The sequence below is a fragment of the Streptomyces sp. MJM8645 genome, from assembly GCF_001625365.1.
Classification (GTDB): domain Bacteria; phylum Actinomycetota; class Actinomycetes; order Streptomycetales; family Streptomycetaceae; genus Kitasatospora.
This window is the reverse complement of sequence record NZ_LJJF01000001.1, coordinates 6,970,313-6,988,536: the sequence shown is the minus strand read 5'-3', so window position 1 is coordinate 6,988,536 and position 18,224 is coordinate 6,970,313. Positions and strand designations below refer to the sequence as shown.

11 protein-coding genes are annotated in these 18,224 nt (G+C 74.2%); 3 read left to right on the top strand and 8 right to left on the bottom strand.

Annotated elements, in window-relative coordinates:
- Positions 1-57 precede the first annotated feature (57 nt).
- The 8 genes from A6F73_RS29465 to eccD form a co-directional block, all read right to left on the bottom strand.
- A complete protein-coding gene (locus A6F73_RS29465; RefSeq protein WP_159398568.1) occupies positions 58-360 on the bottom strand; it encodes a hypothetical protein in 303 nt (100 codons plus the stop codon).
- Entirely contained in the window at positions 353-817 is a 465-nt protein-coding gene (locus A6F73_RS29460; RefSeq protein ID WP_063350549.1) for a YbaB/EbfC family nucleoid-associated protein, read from the bottom strand. The genes A6F73_RS29465 and A6F73_RS29460 overlap by 8 nt, the downstream gene beginning before the upstream one ends.
- A 38-nt stretch (positions 818-855) precedes the next feature.
- On the bottom strand, positions 856-3,177 hold the full coding sequence (locus tag A6F73_RS40740) for a WXG100 family type VII secretion target (RefSeq protein WP_159398567.1): 2,322 nt from the start codon (positions 3,175-3,177) through the stop codon (positions 856-858).
- Positions 3,178-3,243: 66 nt separating this feature from the next.
- The gene (locus A6F73_RS29450) at positions 3,244-3,741 is read right to left on the bottom strand and encodes a hypothetical protein (RefSeq protein ID WP_159398566.1); all 498 of its coding nucleotides are present in this window, start codon (positions 3,739-3,741) and stop codon (positions 3,244-3,246) included.
- A 39-nt stretch (positions 3,742-3,780) separates the two neighbouring features.
- Complete coding sequence (locus A6F73_RS29445) at positions 3,781-4,065, bottom strand: hypothetical protein (RefSeq protein WP_063350546.1); 285 nt, start codon at positions 4,063-4,065, stop codon at positions 3,781-3,783.
- A 73-nt stretch (positions 4,066-4,138) separates the two neighbouring features.
- A complete protein-coding gene (locus A6F73_RS29440) occupies positions 4,139-4,483 on the bottom strand; it encodes a hypothetical protein (protein ID WP_159398565.1) in 345 nt (114 codons plus the stop codon).
- A 105-nt stretch (positions 4,484-4,588) separates the two neighbouring features.
- Positions 4,589-6,040, bottom strand: a complete 1,452-nt coding sequence (eccB, locus tag A6F73_RS29435) for a type VII secretion protein EccB (protein ID WP_063350544.1) — start codon at positions 6,038-6,040, stop codon at positions 4,589-4,591.
- 133 nt (positions 6,041-6,173) lie between these two features.
- The gene (gene eccD / locus A6F73_RS29430; RefSeq protein ID WP_063350543.1) at positions 6,174-7,565 is read right to left on the bottom strand and encodes a type VII secretion integral membrane protein EccD; all 1,392 of its coding nucleotides are present in this window, start codon (positions 7,563-7,565) and stop codon (positions 6,174-6,176) included.
- Between the two features lie 326 nt (positions 7,566-7,891).
- Between eccD and eccCa the strand changes: the two genes are divergently transcribed.
- The 3 genes from eccCa to A6F73_RS42610 all read left to right on the top strand — a co-directional run bounded on the left by eccCa (position 7,892) and on the right by A6F73_RS42610 (position 18,193).
- Positions 7,892-11,875 (top strand): type VII secretion protein EccCa, encoded by a 3,984-nt coding sequence (gene eccCa, locus A6F73_RS29425; RefSeq protein ID WP_244293543.1) that lies wholly within the window; start codon positions 7,892-7,894, stop codon positions 11,873-11,875.
- A 106-nt stretch (positions 11,876-11,981) separates the two neighbouring features.
- Positions 11,982-14,774 (top strand): hypothetical protein, encoded by a 2,793-nt coding sequence (locus A6F73_RS41700; RefSeq protein WP_159398564.1) that lies wholly within the window; start codon positions 11,982-11,984, stop codon positions 14,772-14,774.
- Between the two features lie 299 nt (positions 14,775-15,073).
- Positions 15,074-18,193 (top strand): phospholipase C, phosphocholine-specific, encoded by a 3,120-nt coding sequence (locus A6F73_RS42610; protein WP_063350541.1) that lies wholly within the window; start codon positions 15,074-15,076, stop codon positions 18,191-18,193.
- The last annotated feature ends 31 nt before the right edge of the window (positions 18,194-18,224 follow it).

The following is an 18,224-nucleotide window of genomic DNA, read 5'->3' as shown; positions in this document are numbered from 1 at the left end:
CTGGTGCTGTGCGTGCGGTGCGGGTGGGGAACGGCGCCGTCCGGCGCTATCGGCGGGTCACTTCACCAACCCGGCATTGTGCTCGTCGGTCGAGTCGAACAGGTCGGCCACGTTCATGCCGTTCTTCGCGACGCGCGCCAGCTTGTCCCTGATGCCGCCGACCAGTTCGAGCAGATTGGTGGTCGGCTCGTCCACCTTCTCGTGGTACTGCTGGCCGATCTCGTCGGATCCGGCCGCCGTGCGGTTCACCTTGTTGACGTGGTCGATCTGGCCGTAGACCTTGTCGACCAGCTCGGACATCTTGTCGAAGTCGCCGAACGCCGCCTTCAGGTCCTCAAGTTTCACCAACTGCTTAGCCATTGAACTCCTCCTGCTTGTGGGCCTTGGTCTGGTCGGCTCCCGGCCGCATCGCGGTGAGCGGCTCCAACAGCGCGTCCAGGTCCAGTCCTCCCAGCATCGACAGCAGGGGGTCCTCCTCCTGGTCACCGGTGACCGCCAGGCGCAGCGACTCGCCGACCCCGTCGAAGGCGCGCATCGACCGGGTGATCTGCTCGCCCATCCGGGCCTTGGCCTCGTTCAACACGTCCTTGAGGACGGCGGCCAGGTGCGCGGGGGCCATCTCCTGGTAGGCGGTGGTGTGGAAGGTCAGCGCGAGCACCTCGCCCTGCGCGCCCACCTTCACGGTGAGCATCCGGTCCTTGGTCGTCACCGAGGCCGTCGCCGCCTGCAGTTGCCGGGTCATCTCGGCCATCTTGACCTGCTGCTCCTCCAGGGCGGCCATCGCCTGGGCGAGCTGCTCCTCGAACGAGAACGTCATCTCCGTGTTCCTTTCCACTCCCGTGACGCGGCGCCGACTCAGCGGCCGATCACTCCGCTGACCGCACCGGTGTCGGTGCCCCAGACCTCTTCGTCCTCGGCCAGCCAGGTGGTCCGCTGCCGGCCCTTCTCGCCCTGGCCGCCGCCCATTCCGCCGCCCATCGGCGGGACCATGGGCATCCCGCCGCCGCTGGTGTTCACCGAGCGGCCCCGCATCGCGGCGGCCTCCTCGGCGGCGAGTGCGGAGGCCTTCTGGCTCATCGTGGCCTTCTCGGCGGCGGCTGCCCCGGCGCCGGCGACCTTGGCCGCGGGCGGCGGTCCGCCGTTCTCCGCCACCCGGGGGCCGACTCCGCTGCTGGTGTTGAGGATCCGGGGGGCCTGGCCGCCGCCGGAGGTGCCGAGGCCCTCGTACGCACCCCCACCGACGCCGCTGAACATCCCCGGGTAGGTGCCGACCGCGCCGAAGCCGTCGCTCTGGTCGAGGCTGCTGCCCCCCGACCCCAGGTTCAGGGTCCAGGGCGTGCCCCCACCGGTGGACGGCGGGCGCGCACCGCTGATGTCGCCCCAGGTGATGGTTCCGCCACCACCACTGCCGCTGCCGCTGCCGCTGCCACTGCCGCCCACCGAGGCCCAGGCGTGCTGGAGGTCGCGCGAGCGCTGGATGTAGTCGGAGATCGGCTTCTTCTGGGGGTCCAGCAGGGTGCCGTCGTCGGCGATCGAGGAGCCCTTCTCGACCACGATCGGGTTGCCGTTGGCGTCCAGGATCTCCTTGCCGTTGGGGTCGACCACCGTGCCGTCCTCGCGGATGGTCGATCCCTTCGGCACCTTGGCGTTGGGGCCGTACACGCCTCCGCCGGTGCCGGCCGGCACGTTGGCGCCGGGGGGCACCACGATCGGCTTGCCGTCCTTGCCCAGCACCTCCTTGCCGGAGGAGTCGTAGACCTTGCCGCCCGAGATGTAGCCGCCGGGCGGGAGGAGGATCGGCTTCTTGTCCTTGTCCAGGAGCACGTTGCCGTCCTTGTCGCGGATCGGCGTCCCGGCGCCGAGGCCGCCACCGTTCCCGCCGGCGCCGTCGCCACCGATGATCGGCGGCGGGGGGATGTGGGTGTTCTTGTTCCCCTTGCCGCCGCCCCCGCCACCGCCGCTGCCACCGGCGCCGTCGCCACCGATGATCGGCGGCGGGGGGATGTGGTTGTTCTTGTCCCCGCCGGCCCCGCCGTCTCCCCCGCCGGCTCCCCCGCTGCCGTCGCCGAGACCGGGCGGTGGGGGTGCGTCGGGGTTGTTGGGGTTGTTGGGGTTGTTGGGGTCCGGAATCTCCTTCGGCGGAAGCGTGATGCCGACCGGCATGAGGTCGAACCCGAGCTTGGTGATCAGCGGGTCGTACGCGCTCCCCAGTGCCGCCATCGCGTCGTCACCGGGCTTGTCCAGGTAGTCGGCGACCTTCTTCAGCCACCTCTCCTTGGCCTTCTGGTCGAGAGCGGTGTAGAAGGCGTCGTTGCGGGGGTCGCCCAGCGAGGAGGTGTCGTACTTCCAGGTGCTCTCCGCGGTCCAGGACATGGGGGCCTTGTGCATCTCCTCCCACAGGACCTCCTGGATGCACTGGTACGGGAACCCGGTGCTGTACCAGACCGTCTGCGCCGTCCTGACCGCCTTGATGACGACGCCGATTCCGTACGCCGCGTACTCCAGCGAGGGCCCGTAGTTGGCCCCGATCAACTGGTTGCGCAGGTCGTCGAGTTCGACGGCGAACCGTTCGAGGAGCTTCTTGAACTCGCCCGCCGCGTCACCCTCCCAGCTGTCGCCCGGGCCGTCGATCTGCTCCGCCCACTTGCGGAACGCTTCGGCCTGGGTCGACAACCACTTCGTGGTGTCCTCGATCGCCTTGGCCCCGGCCAGCAGGCTCTGCGGGTCGATCGTGTCGTTCCCGCGGGTACTGATCGGGAGCTTCGCCTTGGAGTCCGGAGCCACGTCGGTCGAGACGTCCGGCATGATCGGGTCGAGGATCAACTCGGCCTGGTGGTTGAACTTGGAGAGCACGCCGTTGGGGTCGTTCCCCCACTTGTCGTAGTCGATGTGGACGTTGATCTTGAAGTGGCGCGGGCCGCCATCGCCGTTGTTGGCGGTGCCGTCGTAGAAGTTCATCGCCCACCAGACGTCCGGGTTTCCCAGCCCCGTGCCGTCCGTCAAGTACGTCTGGGTGGACGCGTCCTTGGGGTCGAAGTACCCGTCCTCGACGGACATGTTCCCGGACTTGATCCATCTCTCGGCCTTCGCTCCCGCGATCTTGTCCCGCGTGGTGATCTCCACCGGAGCCTGCTTGGAGTTGAAGGCGGCGAGCGTCGTCTCCCAGAGCATGGGCACGGAGGTCTCCAGGTGAGTCAAGGGGTTCAGGGGTACTACAGGGAGCCGACCGGAAGGGGAAGAGCGCTACTTCCCGCCGCCGCCACCACCACCGCCGCCACCGCCACCGACGGCGATGACGTCTTGCAGGATCTGCATCACTTGCGCGGCCGTCAGAGCCTCGTCGTGAGCCGTGTCCATCAGGTTCAGGAAGCTCAGGACGTCGAGCCGGCCCTTCTCCATCTGGTTGTGGAAGGTCTTGAAATCACCCACCACGGTGCTGGCGAGGTGCGTGAACCCCTTCGCCAGGTTGGTGCCGCTCTCGAAGTTCCCGGCCAGCAGCGAGACGTAGTGGTGTTTCGTGGTCACCGTGCCCTGGCCGCTGAAGCCCAGCATGGCCGAGTAGCCCGGGTCGGTCTCCAGCTGGCTCAGGTACGACGGCAGGATCGAGTTCGCGAAGTACTCGAGGTCGTCGTGGTTGACGCTGAGCGTGTGGCTCATGTCCGGTGCCGGGGGCCCGGGCGCCGGCGGGGTCAGGGTCGGTGCGTCGGGCACCTTCGGCGGCTCCGGCGGGCTAGTGGGCATCGCGCCCGCCCCTCCGGTCGAGCCGCTCCGCGGCCGTCATCAGATGCCCGCCGCGCCGCGCCGGTCCGCGTCGCGGAGCAGGCCGTGCATGGTGCGCAGGGTGTCGGCGCCCTGCTGGATGTCGGTGGTCATGGTGGCGTCCTGGCCGGCCAGCACCAGGTAGAAGGAGTGGGCCGCGGCGGCCAGGTCGCCCTTGAGCTGGTGCTCGGCGGTCTGGATGGCCTGGAGGCAGTCCTCCATCGCGGAGTGCATGCCGTTGCCGGCCTGGGTCAGGGCGTCCGCCGCCTCGTCGATGTTCGCGTGGTGGAGCTCGATGCTTGCCATGGCTGGTCCTTTCGGTCGGCTGGGGTCCGGCCCGGGCTGTCCGGGTCCGGCAGGTCTGTCGGCGCGGGCTGGATCAGAGGTTGAGGCCCTTGTAGACCTCGTCGCCCGCGCCGCCGCCCCAGCTGTTGGTGACGCCGTAGGCCTCGTCGTGGGCGGAGTTGATCTGGGTGTGCCCGGTGGAGAACCGGTCCTGGAAGGTGGCGTAGGCGCTCTTGAGCCGCTGGTACCGGGTCTGCCAGTCGTCGATCTTCCCCTGGTAGGCGGTGCTGCACGCGGCCTTGAAGTGGTTCTGGACTTCGAGGTTGACGTCCTCGACCTGCTGGCCGGCCCGCATCATGGCCTGGATGTGGGTGTCCAGGGTCGCCAGGACGGTCTTGACGGCCGCGTCGTCGGTCTGCAAGCCCGGAGGAGTGGTCATTGCGCTGCCTTTCGTCGGTACGGGTTCTCGGCTGCGGCGGATGCCGCCCGAGCGGGTCGGCCGACCCGGTCCATCTGCTTCAACGGACGCGTGCCGGGGGGTGGTTCACCTCGCGCAGGACGGTCCTGAGGGCCGCGGCGCGGGGCTCGCGGCGCCGGTCAGCGCGGCCGGGTCGAGGCTGGGGCCGGTCGGCAGCAGGGACAGCAGGGCCTCGGGGACGGCCGAGGGGACGACCTCGCCGTAGCCGAGCTGTTTGACCGCCACGGCGGAGGCCAGCGGGTACTTCACCCCGGCGTCGGTGACCAGGTACAGGGTCGCGCCGACGCCCGCGCTGGACAGCGCCCGCACCAGGGCGCCGCCACCGGGCTTGACGGCGATGCTGTCGGCGCCGGCGCAGGCCGGGTCCACGCCCGGCTGGGCGGCCGGCGGCGGGCCCTCGACGGCGGCGGCGTCGACCAGGGTGACGGAGGTGGTCGGCGCCTGGTCGGTGAGCCGCAGGTCGGCGCAGACGCCCCGGTTCTGGGGGATCGTCACCAGCTCCGGCGGCGCGGCCGGCAGCCCGCCGGCGGCGGCGGACGGCTGGGCGGCCGGGGCGGTGTGCCCGGTGAGGTCGGCCGGGCCGAGCTGGACGGGGGCGACGACGTCGCCCCCGTAGGCGGCGCTCTGCGTGCGGGGGTCGTTGCGCAGCAGCTCGAAGGCCATCCGGCTGAGCGGGGTGAACCCCGCCGTGGTCAGCAGGTAGGGGTCGCCGCCGGGGCCGGTGAACAGCTGGCCGACCCGGGTGGGGTGGGCGCCGAGCTGCGGGCCGGCCTTGCCGCGCTCCCCCGGGTCGGGAGCGGCCAGGTCGGGGCCGGCGGCCAGCGCGTTGAGGAAGGCGGCCGTCACCGGGTAGGGGGCGACGGCGCTCTGGCCGAGGGCCTGGCGGGCGCCGTTGACGGTGTCCAGGCGCAGCCGGCGGCCGTGCCAGAGCAGGTACTCGGCGCCGTCCGGGGCGGCGACCAGCGCGCCCTGGCCGTCCGTCAGCCCGGTGCCGCGGCGGCCCGGGCCGACCGTCAGGGCCAGCTCCGCCAGGCGGCCGCCGGACGGGCCGGGCCGGCTGACGGCGCAGGCGAGCCAGGGCGCGTCGGCGAGCTGCTCGGCCCCGGGCAGGCCGTCGGGGGCGCCGAGGATGCCGATCGGGACGCCGCGCGGGGTGTCGGCCAGCGAGCGCACGCTGACCTGGTCGACCACCAGCTGGTCGCCGGCCAGCAGCCGGGCGCTGGCCTCGTTCAGCACGGGGTGCAGGCTGCCGTCCAGGAAGAGGTAGCGGGCGCCGCTCTCCTTCACCACCACCAGGGTGCCGGGCTTCTGCCAGCCGGTGGCGCCGCCGGGGACGATCACCCCGTACACGGCCGCCACCAGGCACACCAGCACGGCGATGACCAGCCCGATGACGGTGCCCCGCGAGGTGCGCCCGGCCGGGGTGTCGGCCGCGTCGGGCTCGCCGCGCAGCATGCCGGTGGCGAGCCTGCCCATCACGAACAGGTGGGCCTGCACCTGGTCGCGCTTCGACTGCATCTCGTGGTTCTCCTCGGGGCGGCGGAAGGTGCGGGGCCGGGCGGCGCACGGCGCAAGGTGCCGGGCCGGGCGGCGGGATGTGCGGGGCCGCCAGGGTCCGGCGGCGGGAGGTGCGGGGCCGTCAGGGTCCGGCTCAGCCGGCCAGGGCCCGCAGCTCGTGGTAGACCCCGGCCACGGCCAGCGCCAGCGGGATCACGGCCATCCCCGCGGTGGTGTGCAGCAGGTCCGCGGCCCGGCCCCAGTAGGGCAGCAGCCGGCGCCCGGGGATCGTCCAGGAGACCACCGCGAGGGCGGCCGCCAGGGCGAGCAGGCCGACCAGCACCAGCAGGCGCCCGCCGCTCCGCTCGCCGACGGCCAGGTGGCCGAGCAGCAGCGCCAGGCCGTAGGCGCCGGGCAGGAGGACGGACAGCCGCTGCGGGATGCTGCCGATCGCCCGGGAGTGCAGCAGCAGCAGGACGGACAGGGTCACCGTCAGGGCCGTGGCCGCCCAGCCGGATTCGCCGGCCACCAGGGTCAGGCATCCCGTGAGGACCGTGCCGAGCGCCAGGTGGAAGGCCGTCAGGAAGCCGTCGGCGACATCGCTGCGGCTGCGTACGGTGGCGCTCGGGACGGGCGCGATGCCCTCCTGGAGCTCCTCGGCGTTTCGCGGCAGCGCGGGCAGCCGCAGCCCGGACAGGCGGAAGCAGATCCCGGGGACGAACGCCCCGAGGATCACCGCGAGCACCGCCAGCACGGCCGCCACCTGCGGGCCGTCCTCCCCGCCCAGCGTCAGCCCGCCCGCCACCATGACGTACAGGGCGAACAGCACCGCGCCGAGGAACAGCGGCGCCGAGCAGCCGACGGCGGCCAGCGCCAGCACCGCCGCACCGGCGGCCGCGCAGCCGCCCGCCAGCATCCGGGCGCCGACCGCACCGGCCCCGCCGCCGGCCGGCAGCAGGGCCCCGGCCATCGCGAGGTAGGGCACCGCCATGGCACCGAGCGCGGTGCCCGCGCCGGCGTCGCCGACCGCCCGGGAGGCGCTCAGCGCACCCAGCAGCAGGAGCAGGCCGGTGACGGCGGCAGCAAGGGCACGGGTCTGCTCCGGGCCGGGGAGCAGCAGCACGGCGAGCCCGCCGGCCAGGACGGCCACGGCCAGTCCGAGCGCCACGTGGTGGGTGAGCACCGGGCGCCAGGTGTCGGAGCGGGCCCGCATGCCGGTGGCGACGCCGTCGGCCAGGTCGTCGTAGTGCACCTCGGGCAGGGCGTCGCGGCGCGGGCGCAGGTACAGCTCGTCGCCGTCGTGCAGGTCGAGCGCGTCGGCGCCGAGCTCCTCGTCCAGCGGCGGGCCGCCGAGGCGCTGCAGGACCCAGCCGTCGTGCTCGACGCCCTGTTCCTCCAGCTCGGGGCCGGCGTGCGCGAGGACGGCCGGCAGCAGGTCGGCCAGCGGTACGTCGGCGGGGACGGCGAGTTCCAGGACCGCCTCGGGCGTTCGGAACCTCAGTCGGCACAGTCCGGCGACGGCGGTCCCGTTCGCGCTCCCGTTCACACTTCTCCCTTTTGCCCTGGCCTCCGAACGGCATGGCGAGGTGACGGCCCGGGGGCGCCTGGGGGATGGACGAGCCCGGGCGTCACCTCACCAGGAGGCACGGACGGCGGGGCCCGCAGGGTTCACCGCCTGCCGGAATCCGTTTCGCGGCGGCCGTCCGCGGGCGTTCACAGCCGTTCACGGCCGTCCTCGGCGTCGGCGCCGCGCCCGCCCCGCCGAACCGGGTGAACCCGGCCGGGCCCGCCGCCCGTCGTCCCGGGTGGACGGTGCGCGTCCCGGGCCGCCGACGCAGTGAGCGGCCGTTCCCCTGCGCGAGGAGCCCTTCGTTGAGTGTGGTGCTGGTCAACCGTCCGCCGCGGCGCCCTGGCCCGGCGATGCCCGACGGCGAGATCCAGTTGCAGGAGCCGCCCGTCCTCCCCGAGGCGCAGAGCGGCATGTCGAACATGATCGCCATGGCGCCGATGGCGCTCAGCTCGCTCTCGATGGTGTTCATCTTCCTGCGCCCCGGCGACAGCGGCGGCATCCTGACCTACGTCGCGATCGGCATGATGGCGCTGTCCGCCGTCGGCATGCTGGTCACCCAGCTGATCCGCGGCGCCAGCGACCGCAAGCGGGAACTGCGCGCCGAACGCCGGGACTACCTGCGCTACCTCTCCCAGGTCCGCCGCCAGGTGCGCGGCCACATCGCCCGCCAGCAGGAGGCGCTGGCCTGGCGCCACCCCGCCCCCGACGCGCTCGGCTCGCTCGCCCGCACTTCCCGGCTGTGGGAGCGGCGCAGCACCCACCCCGACTTCGGCGACGTCCGGATCGGCCTCGGCCACCAGCGGCTCGCGGTGCGGCTGGCGCCGCTGTCCACCAAGCCGGTGGAGGACCTGGAGCCGCTGTGCGCGCACGCGCTGCGCCGCTTCATCAACGCCTACGGCACCGTCGCCGACCAGCCCATCGCCGTCTACCTGCGCGGGTACGCGCAGGTCCTGCTGCGCGGCGACGACCGGGCCGCGACCCGCGCCCTGGCCCGCGCCATGCTGGCGCAGCTGGCGCTCTTCCACGCCCCCGACGAACTGCGGATCGCCGTCGTCACCGACGCCGAGCACCAGGCCGAGTGGGAGTGGACCAAGTGGCTGCCGCACGCCCTGCACCCGGAGGACACCGACGGCGTCGGTCCGGTGCGGCTGGTGGCCGGATCCGTGGTGGAGGTCGAGCAGCTGCTCGGCGACGAGTTCGCCGGCCGGCCCCCGTTCGAGCCGGAGAGCCAGCCCGGCCGGGACGAGCCGTTCACCGTGATCGTGCTGGACGGCCCGCAGGCCGGGGCCACCAGCCGGGCCGCGCTGGCCGGCTGGCGCAACGCCGTCCTGCTCGACCTCGGCGACACCCTCGACTGGAAGCCGCTGCGCTTCCGGCTGCGGCTGCGGATCGAGGACGGCCGGCTCGCCATGATCGGCGCCGACCGCAACCACCGGGACGACGTCACCGACCTCGGCCGGCCCGACGCCCTGTCCACGACGGTCGCCCGCCGGCTGGCCGCCCAGCTCGCCCCCTACCGGATCGGAGACTCGTCGGAGGCCGGGGAGCCGCTGGCCACCGACTACGACCTCGCCTCCCTGCTCGGCATCCGCGACCTGCACCGGCACGAGATCGCCCAGGGCTGGGCCGGGCGGGGCGTCCGCGACCGGCTGCGGGTGCCGCTCGGCGTCTCCGGCGACGGCACGCCCGTCGAACTGGACATCAAGGAGTCCGCCCAGGGCGGCATGGGCCCGCACGGCATGCTGATCGGCGCGACCGGATCCGGCAAGTCCGAGCTGCTGCGCACCCTGGTGCTGTCGCTGGCCCTCACCCACTCCTCCGAAGTGCTCAACTTCGTCCTGGTCGACTTCAAGGGCGGCGCGACCTTCCTCGGCCTCGACCGGCTGCCGCACACCTCGGCGGTGATCACCAACCTCGCCGACGAAGCCGCCCTGGTCGACCGGATGCGCGACGCCCTGCACGGCGAGCTCGTCCGCCGCCAGGAACTGCTGCGCTCCGCCGGCAACTACAGCTCGCTGCTCGACTACGAGACCGCCCGCGCCGCCGGCACCCCACTGGACCCGCTGCCCACCCTGTTCGTCGTGGTCGACGAGTTCAGCGAACTGCTCGCCGCGCACCGCGACTTCATGGAGCTCTTCATCATGATCGGCCGCCTCGGCCGGTCCCTCGGCGTGCACCTGCTGCTGGCCTCCCAGCGCCTGGACGAAGGCCGGATGCACGCCCTGGAGTCGCACCTGTCCTACCGGATCGGCCTGCGGACCTTCTCCGCGATGGAGAGCCGGGGCGTCCTCGGCGTCCCCGACGCCTACCAGCTGCCCTCCCAGCCCGGCAACGGCTTCCTCCGCAGCGACATCGCCACCCTGACCCGCTTCAAGGCCGCGTACGTCTCCGGCCCCTACCGGGCCCGGCGCCCCGCCACCGCCCGCCAGGAGGCCGCGGCCGGCCAGGTCGCCCGGTACGGCACCACCTACGTGGCGCCGCGTCAGCCCGTCGCCCTGCCGGCCGCCGAGGAGCCCGAGGAGACGCCGGAGCAGACGCACACCCTGCTCGACCTCGCCGCCGAGAAGCTCACCGACGCCGGCCCGCCCGCCTACCAGGTGTGGCTGCCGCCGCTGGGCGTCCCGCCCACCCTCGACCAGCTGCTGCCGCCCCTCGCCCCGCACCCCGAGCACGGCCTCACCACCGAGAGTGACGCCGACCGCGGCACCCTGACCGTCCCCATCGGCGTCATCGACCGCCCCTTCCAGCAGATCCGCGACCTGCTCACCGCCGACCTCTCCGGCGCCGGCGGCCACGTCGGCATCGCCGGCGGCCCGCAGAGCGGCAAGAGCACGCTGCTGCGCACCCTGATCACCGCCCTCGCCCTCACCCACACCCCGGGCGAAGTGCAGTTCTACTGCCTGGACTTCGGCGGCGGCACGCTGTCCTCGCTGCGCGGCCTGCCGCACGTCGGCGGCATCACCGGGCGGCACGACCCCGAGCGGGTGCTGCGCACCATCGCCGAGGTCAACAGCATCCTGAACCAACGCGAGCAGCGCTTCGCCGAACACGGCATCGACTCCGTCTCCGCCTTCCGCCGGCGCCGCGCGGCCGGCGAACTGCCCGACGAGCCGTACGGCGACGTCTTCCTGGTCATCGACGGCTGGAACACGATCCGCCAGGAGTTCCCCGACCTCGCCCCCGCCCTCACCCTGATCGCCCAGCGCGGCCTCAACTACGGCATCCACCTGATCGTCGGCACCACCCGCTGGGGCGAGGTCACCAGCGCCCTGCGCGACCTCTTCGGCACCCGCTTCGAACTGCGCCTCGGCGACGCCGTCGACTCCGCCGTCAACATGCGGGCCGCCGCCACCGTCCCGAACATCCCCGGCCGGGGCCTCACCTCCGACCAGATGCACTTCCTCACCGCCCTGCCCCGGCTGGACGGCAGCGGCACCTCCACCGACCTCGGCGAAGGCGTCGCCGACCTGGTCGACGCCGTCGCCGACCACTGGACCGGCCCGCGCGCACCCGAGATCCGGATGCTGCCGCTGCAACTGCCCGCCGCCGCCCTGCCCGCCCCCGAAGGCCGGCTGCGCATCCCGCTCGGTCTCCAGGACGTCTCACTCACCCCGCTGTGGCACGACTTCGAGGAGACCCCGCACCTGCTGGTCGTCGGCGACAGCGAGGCCGGCAAGACCAACCTGCTGAAGCTCGTCGCCGCCGGCATCACCAGTGCGTACCGGCCCGACGAGGCCCGGATCATGCTCATCGACTACCGCCGGGTCCTCCAGGACGCGGTGCCCGAGGAGTACCGGCTCGGCCACGCCGTCAGCGTCGACGTGCTGCGCCAGATCGTCGACGGCGCCGCCCGCGCCATGGCCAACCGGTTGCCCGGCGCCGACATCGCCCCGGCCCGGCTGCGGCTGCGCGACTGGTGGCAGGGGCCCGAACTCTTCATCGTGGTCGACGACTACGAACTGGTCTCCGGCTCCCCCGGCGGCCTCAACGCCCACCCCTTCGCGCCGCTGCTCGACTACTTGGCGCAGGGCGCCGAGCTCGGCCTGCACCTGATCGTCGCCCGCAGCGCCAACGGCATCGGGCGGGCCTCCTCCGACCAGCTCCTGCGCAAGCTGGAGGAGGTCAACACCCCGGTGGTGCTGCTGTCCTGCCCGCCCAGCGAGGGCTTCCTGTTCGGCTCCACCAAGCCCCGCGCCTTCCCGGCCGGGCGCGGCCTGCACATCACCCGCCGGCGCACGGTCCAGGTGCAGACCGCCGTCATGGCGGAGGACGGGGACGAGGGGTGAGTCGGGCGAGCCGGGCGAGCCGGTGAACCCGGCGAGGCGAGGCGGCCGTAGAGCCTGGTGACACGTGCGGCAGACGCGGCCGCGCGGACGGAGGGCGGGCGGGACGATGAGCACATCAGCGCAGGCGGCAGGGGACGCGCCGGGCGCCGCCCCGGCGAAACGCCGACTGGCCTTCCGTCGGAACACCCCCGCCGCTGGGCCCGCCGCCCTGCACCAGGTGGGCCCGCACTTCGTCATCGCCCCCGGCGGCGCGGACGGCACCGGCCCGGCGGCCCTGCCCGCCGCGATGACCGCCGCGCTGGGCCGGCTCACCGCCGTCACCCGGACCGTCACCGTCCTCGCCGCCGCCCCCGACGCGCCGGCCGTCCTGTTCGGCCGGCTCGACGAGCTGACCCGCACCGCCACCGCCCGGGACGCCACCGCGCTCGTCCTCGCCGCCTCCGGCCTGGCCACCGCCCCGGACACCGGGCCCCGCCCCGCCGAACGGATCGCCGAACTGACCGGCATCGGCGTCGTCGCCCCGGACGGGCTGGTCACCCTCCGCCCCGACGGCACCCTGCTGACCAGCGGGCCGACGGACGACGCGCCGTCCTCCTGGTGGCTCTGCACCCCGGCCGGACAGGTGCGCCGGCTCGGGCCGGTCTGGCCGCTGCCGACGGAGCCGACCGCCGCACCGGCCGGCTCGGCTGGCTCAACCGGCTCGGCCGGCTCGGCCGCGGAGACCGTGGTGATGGAGCGTCCGATGGCGGAGACCGCCGTGCTGGAGCTTCCGGTGGCCGCGCCCGTCGTGGCCGCGCCCGCACGGGGCGTTCCGTTGGGCGCCGTGTCCGCACCCGGCCCCGCCGCAGCGGCCCCGGAGCCCGCCGCCCCCGCCCGGCGCGTCGAGGCCGCACCGCCCGCCGCGCCCACACCGCCCGCCGCGCCCGCCGACCCGCTGGTCACCGCGCTGCCGCACGGCTACTGGTTCCGCAGCGAGCCCGACCCCGACGGGCCGTCCGGCCCGCTCACCAGGGCCACCGCCGACGAGGGCACCGTCATCCTCGTCGTCGGCCACCCGGGCGCGCCCCTCCCCCCGGCCGCCGAGCTCGCCGCCCGGCTCCGCCGCCTGCTCCCCGGCCCCGAGGCCGACCTGCTGCTCAGCGCCCCCTGGGCCGCCACCGGCGCGCTCACCGCCCTCGCCACCGGGCTCGCCACCGAACTCGGCCACGACCTCCGGGCCGCCGTCGGCCTGCCCATGCGCACCACCAGCGGCTTCTCCTCCCGCGTGCTGGCCGCCGACGGCACCTCCACCTGGGAACCGTGGCTGACCGAGCTGACCGCCTCCCCCACCAGGCGCCGCGTGGTCGCCTCCGCCTGGCGCACCACCCCCGGCGGCCCGGCCGCCTGCGGACCGGCCCTCTACGAATCCCCGGTCACCGGCTGGCGGTTGGAGGCCGTGCCGGCCGGCCTGTGGCTGCGCCCCGAGGAGCCGCCACAGGACCGCGGGCCCCGCCTGCGCGACCCCGACCCGGCCCACCCGCTGCTGATCGCGGGCGCGGACGGGCGAACGGTGCCGCCTGAGGTGCTCGCCGTCCTGGACGAGCTGCGCGCCGCGCTCACCACCCCCGGTGCGGCCGCACCCGAGCTGCTGATCGACGGCGCACGCCGCGGAAGCTTCCTCCCCGCGGCGCAGCCCACCCAGCCCGCCCAGCCCGCCGTGCCGGCCACCGTGCAGGCCGCCGCGGTCGACCCGCAACGACCGGCCCCCGAAAAAGAGTTCGCCACCGCCGCCACCATCACCGCGGCCATCCCGCCGGCCTCGGCGGTCCGGACCCAGACCGCCGCCACGGCCGACCCCGACGCCCAAGTCCCCGCCCCGGACGAAGAGTTCACCGCCGCCACCGCCACCCTCCCGGAGCCCCCGGCCCCGGTCCAGGCCCAGCCGCAGATCCCCGAACCGGCCACACCTCCCGCCGCCGAAGCACCCACGCCCGAACCGGCCCCGCTCCCGGACCCCGAGCCCACCCTCGAACCCGAGCCCGAGCCCGAACCGGTCCCCGAACCCGAACCGGCTCCCGACCCCGAGCCCACCCCCGAACCCGAACCCGCCCCCGCCCCGGAGCCCGAAGCCCCCACCCGCGCCCGCCTCCTCGCCCCCGACGGCACCGCCGTCTCCGGCCGCCCGAGCACGGCCGCCGAGCGGACCGCCTTCCGGGCGCTGCTGGGCGAGCACTTCCAGCGCTGCGCCAGCCGCGCCGAGCAGGTCGCCATGCGGCTGCCGGCACTGCGCTCGCACTCCCGGGACGACCTCAAGAGCGACCTCGCGGCGGTCTACCTGCACCACGTCGACACGGGCGTCCCGGTCCTGCACACCGAGCTGGTCGTGGCGGCCCGCCGACCGGGCTCCGGGCCGCTGGACCCGTACCTGGCGTGCCTGGGATCCGGCCTGCGGCGGCTGCCGAACCACCGGGGCGCCGTGCTGCTGGGCGCCGACGCGGGCGAGGAGGAGCTGCGTCACTACGTGCCGGGGACGCTGCTGGTGGAGCCCGCGCCGGTGGTCGGGACGCCGGCGTTGGAGGTCGCACCGGGGACTCCGGTCGAGTTCCTGGTGTGGTCCGCGACCGGCCGCCGCACCTCGGTGATCGCCGAGGACGGCGAGCCCGAGGTGGTGTTCCCGCCCGGTTCGTGGTTCTCCGTCCTGGAGGTCATGCCGGGCGAGGACGGCGAGCCGACCCGCGTCCTGCTGCGCGAGGTCGGCCCGGGCGCCACGGCCGGGACGGCGGACGAGCGCGACCAGCAGGCCCTGGAGCGGCTGCTCGCCTGGCAGGCCCGCCGCGACCTGCTCGCCCCGGAGGACCTCCGCTCCCCGTCCCGCCCCGAGCGACTCCGCCTCACCCCGGGCGTCACCGCCGCCCGGTGACCGGCGTCGGCTGGAAGGGCTACGCCACTGACGCCGGACCAGTTCAGGCCGGCCCTCGGACCTGACGGATCCGCCGCCACGTCCCGCGCCCGTGGCCGACACGGCTTCCCCGGCGCGGACTTGACGGTGGCTCCCGCACCGCCCGACAGACCGACAAGTTGTCTGTACAGCTCCGGGCCCCTTGGCGGCCATCGGATCGTCATCGAACTCCCCGGCCCCGGTCACCTCGGTCGCTTAGAAACGTGACTGGTCCGGGTCGAACCGATGGTCCGGCGCCCGTCAGCAAGGAGCCCCACCCGATGAGTCCGATGCCCGAACTGTCGCGCCGCAGCCTGCTCGGCGGCGCGGCGGCGGCCGCCGTGCTGTCCGCCCTCCCGATCAGCGTCCAGCAGGCGCTCGCCGCGCCGGCCAAGCCCGGGCGGCTGGCGGACATCCAGCACGTCGTGGTGCTGATGCAGGAGAACCGCGCGTTCGACCACTACTTCGGCACCCTGGCGGGCGTCCGCGGCTTCGGCGACCGGACGGCGGTGCGCGGGATCAACGGGCGCTCGGTGTTCCACCAGCCCGACCCGGGCCGCAAGGAGGGCCACCTGCTGCCCTTCCCGATGAACGCCGCGCACACCAGCGCCTACCAGCAGGGCGCGCCCGCCTTCGGCTTCGTGGACTCGATGAAGGCCTGGAACGACGGCCTCGCCGACGGCTCGGTCACCCGCCGCTCCGGCGGCTGGCTCGGCCAGGGCTACTACGAGAGCGCCGACATGCCCTTCTACCACGCGCTCGCCTCGGTGTTCACCACCTGTGACGCCTACTACGCGTCCGTCCAGTGCAACACCAACACCAACCGCGACCACCTGATGACCGGGACCAGCGGCGGCACCGTACGGGACACCCCGGTGACCGACAACACCGAGATCCCCGGCGGCTACGAGTGGACCACCTACGCCGAGCGCCTGGAGCGGGCCGGCGTCAGCTGGAAGACCTACCAGGCGCTGGACAACTTCGACGACAACGCGCTCGCCTGGTTCGCCCCCTTCGTCAAGGCCAAGCCCGGCGAGCCGCTGTACGAGCGCGGCATGCGGGCCGTCGGCGACCCGGCGAAGAAGAACGACCCGTTCGCGATGGGCGACGCCCTGGTCGACGCCTTCGCCGCCGACGTCCAGGCCGACCAGCTGCCGCAGGTGTCCTGGATCGTCGCCCCGGCCGCGCTCTCCGAGCACGCCAACTACGCGCCGCCGAACGGCGAGCACCTCACCGCCCGGCTGCTCGCCGCCCTGGCGGCGAAGCCCGAGGTGTGGCAGAAGACCGTCTTCATCCTCAACTACGACGAGCACGGCGGCTTCTTCGACCACCAGCTGCCGCCCGTCCCGCCGCTGGCCACCGGGCGCGGCAAGTCGACCGTGCCGGTGGACGGCGAGGTCGTCGTCCGCGTCAGCAAGGGCTCCGCCACCTACCACCGGGTCGTCGGTCAGGACGGCAAGTACCGGGTCAAGGCCGCGGACGGCTCGCTCACCTGGTCCGACACCCTGCCGGCCGGCGAGACCCTGGTCTCCGGCCCGTACCCGATGGGCCTGGGCGTGCGGGTGCCGATGGTCGTGGTCTCGCCGTGGACCCGCGGCGGGGTCGTCGACTCCACCGTCTACGACCACACCTCGGTGCTGCGCTTCCTGGAGCAGCGCTTCGGCGTCCAGGAGCCCAACATCAGCCCGTGGCGGCGCACCGTCTGCGGCGACCTCACCAACGTCTTCGACTTCTCCGGCCGCAACCCGGCCTGGCCGCAGCTGCCCGACACCAGCGGCAACCGGCAGAAGGTGGTCGACACCGGCAAGCTCCCCGCCCCCACCGTGCCCAGCCCGCAGGCCTTCCCGCAGCAGCAGCGCGGCACCCGCTCGGCCCGCCCGGCGCCCTACGACCTGCTGGTCAAGCCCCGGCTGAAGGGCGGCGAGCTCACCCTCGACCTGGCCAACCAGGGCCGCCAGGGCGCGGTGTTCGCCGTCTACCCGGCACCGGGCGGCGCGCCCCGGCACTACACCGTCGGCGCGAAGAGCCGGCTCTCCGACGTCTGGACGGTCGGCCCGGAGGGCTACGACCTGCGCGTCCACGGCCCCAACGGCGCGCTGTGGCACCTGCGCGGCGACGCCGCCGGCACGTACGAGGTGTCGCTGTCGGAGGAGCGCAACGGCAAGGTCCTCGAAGTCGACGTGATCAACCGCTCGCGCACCGCCCAGACCTTCCTGGTCGGCGACCTCGCCTACGGCGACGGGCTGCGCGAGGTGCGGGTCGCGGCCGGCGACGACCGGACCGTCAACCTCGCCGTCCGGCCCGAGGGCTGGTACGACGTCGCGGTGGCTGTCCGCGGGGACCTCACCTTCCGCCGCCGCATCGCCGGCCGCTTCCCCTGGGACGACCGGACGGTCACCGACCCGGCCCTGGGCCTGGCCGACCCGCTCGCCGTGGACGTCGCCCTCGGGGCCGCCTCCGGCACCATCGACGAACCCGTCCTGCTGCCCGGCCGCCCGGCCCGGGTCTCGGCCGTGCTCACCGCCACCGCCGCGCTCACCGCCGTCGAGGCGCAGCCCGTCGTCCCGCCGGGCTGGACGGTCACCGCCGTCACCGCGCCGCCCGCCGCGCTCGCCGCCGGCGCCACCGCCACCGCCGTCTGGGAGGTCACCCCGCCCGCCCAGCTGCCGGACGGCGCCACCCACCGGATCCTGGTCACCGCCCGGGCGCTGGCCGGCGACCGCTTCGCGATCGCCGACGGCGAACTCGCCGCCCGCCCCGCCCCCGTGATGGCCGGCCACCTGCTGGGCGAGGACTTCGAGTCGCTGGCCGGCGTGCTCCAGCCGCAGGACGGCGTGCTCGGCTGGACGGCCCAGGCGCCGCAGGGCTGGTCGGTGGTCAACGCCCCCGGCATGCCGCAGGGCACCGTCCGTCTCCAGGGCTGGACCTTCCACACCAAGCGGGAGTGGTCCACCCCGGCCGGGCAGGACCGCGGCAACTTCACCCGCGGCCTGGGCGTCCTCGCCGTCGCCGACCCGGACGACTGGGACGACACCGGCTCCCCCTCCCGCAAGGGCGTCTTCGACTCCACGCTCGTCTCCCCCGCCGTCCGCCTCCCGGCCGGCGCCGACACGCTGTACCTGGCCTTCGACTCCCACTACCGGCAGGAGGCCCCGCAGAAGGCGTCCGTCACCGCCGTGTTCGACAACGGCACGGAGACCCGCCTGATCTTCTACAGCGCCGACGCCACCGGCAACGACAACGCCGGCAAGGACGTCCAGAACACCCTCGTCACCCGCCGCCTCGCCGTCCCGGCGGGGGCGCAGGCGGTGACGCTGAAGTTCCGGATGTACGACGCGGGCAACAACTGGTACTGGGCGGTCGACCACATCCGCCTGGACAGCCGGCCGATCACGGGCTGACCGGCCGAGAGCGGCCCGATCGGCCGTGCCG

Bases quoted from the DNA above. Each gene is read 5' to 3' on its own strand.
- A6F73_RS29440 (WP_159398565.1), bottom strand. From the start codon at position 4,483: ATGACCACTCCTCCGGGCTTGCAGACCGACGACGCGGCCGTCAAGACC.
- A6F73_RS29445 (WP_063350546.1), bottom strand. From the start codon at position 4,065: ATGGCAAGCATCGAGCTCCACCACGCGAACATCGACGAGGCGGCGGAC.
- A6F73_RS29465 (WP_159398568.1), bottom strand. From the start codon at position 360: ATGGCTAAGCAGTTGGTGAAACTTGAGGACCTGAAGGCGGCGTTCGGC.
- eccB (WP_063350544.1), bottom strand. From the start codon at position 6,040: ATGCAGTCGAAGCGCGACCAGGTGCAGGCCCACCTGTTCGTGATGGGC.
- A6F73_RS42610 (WP_063350541.1), top strand. From the start codon at position 15,074: ATGAGTCCGATGCCCGAACTGTCGCGCCGCAGCCTGCTCGGCGGCGCG.
- A6F73_RS29460 (WP_063350549.1), bottom strand. From the start codon at position 817: ATGACGTTCTCGTTCGAGGAGCAGCTCGCCCAGGCGATGGCCGCCCTG.
- A6F73_RS41700 (WP_159398564.1), top strand. From the start codon at position 11,982: ATGAGCACATCAGCGCAGGCGGCAGGGGACGCGCCGGGCGCCGCCCCG.
- A6F73_RS29450 (WP_159398566.1), bottom strand. From the start codon at position 3,741: ATGCCCACTAGCCCGCCGGAGCCGCCGAAGGTGCCCGACGCACCGACC.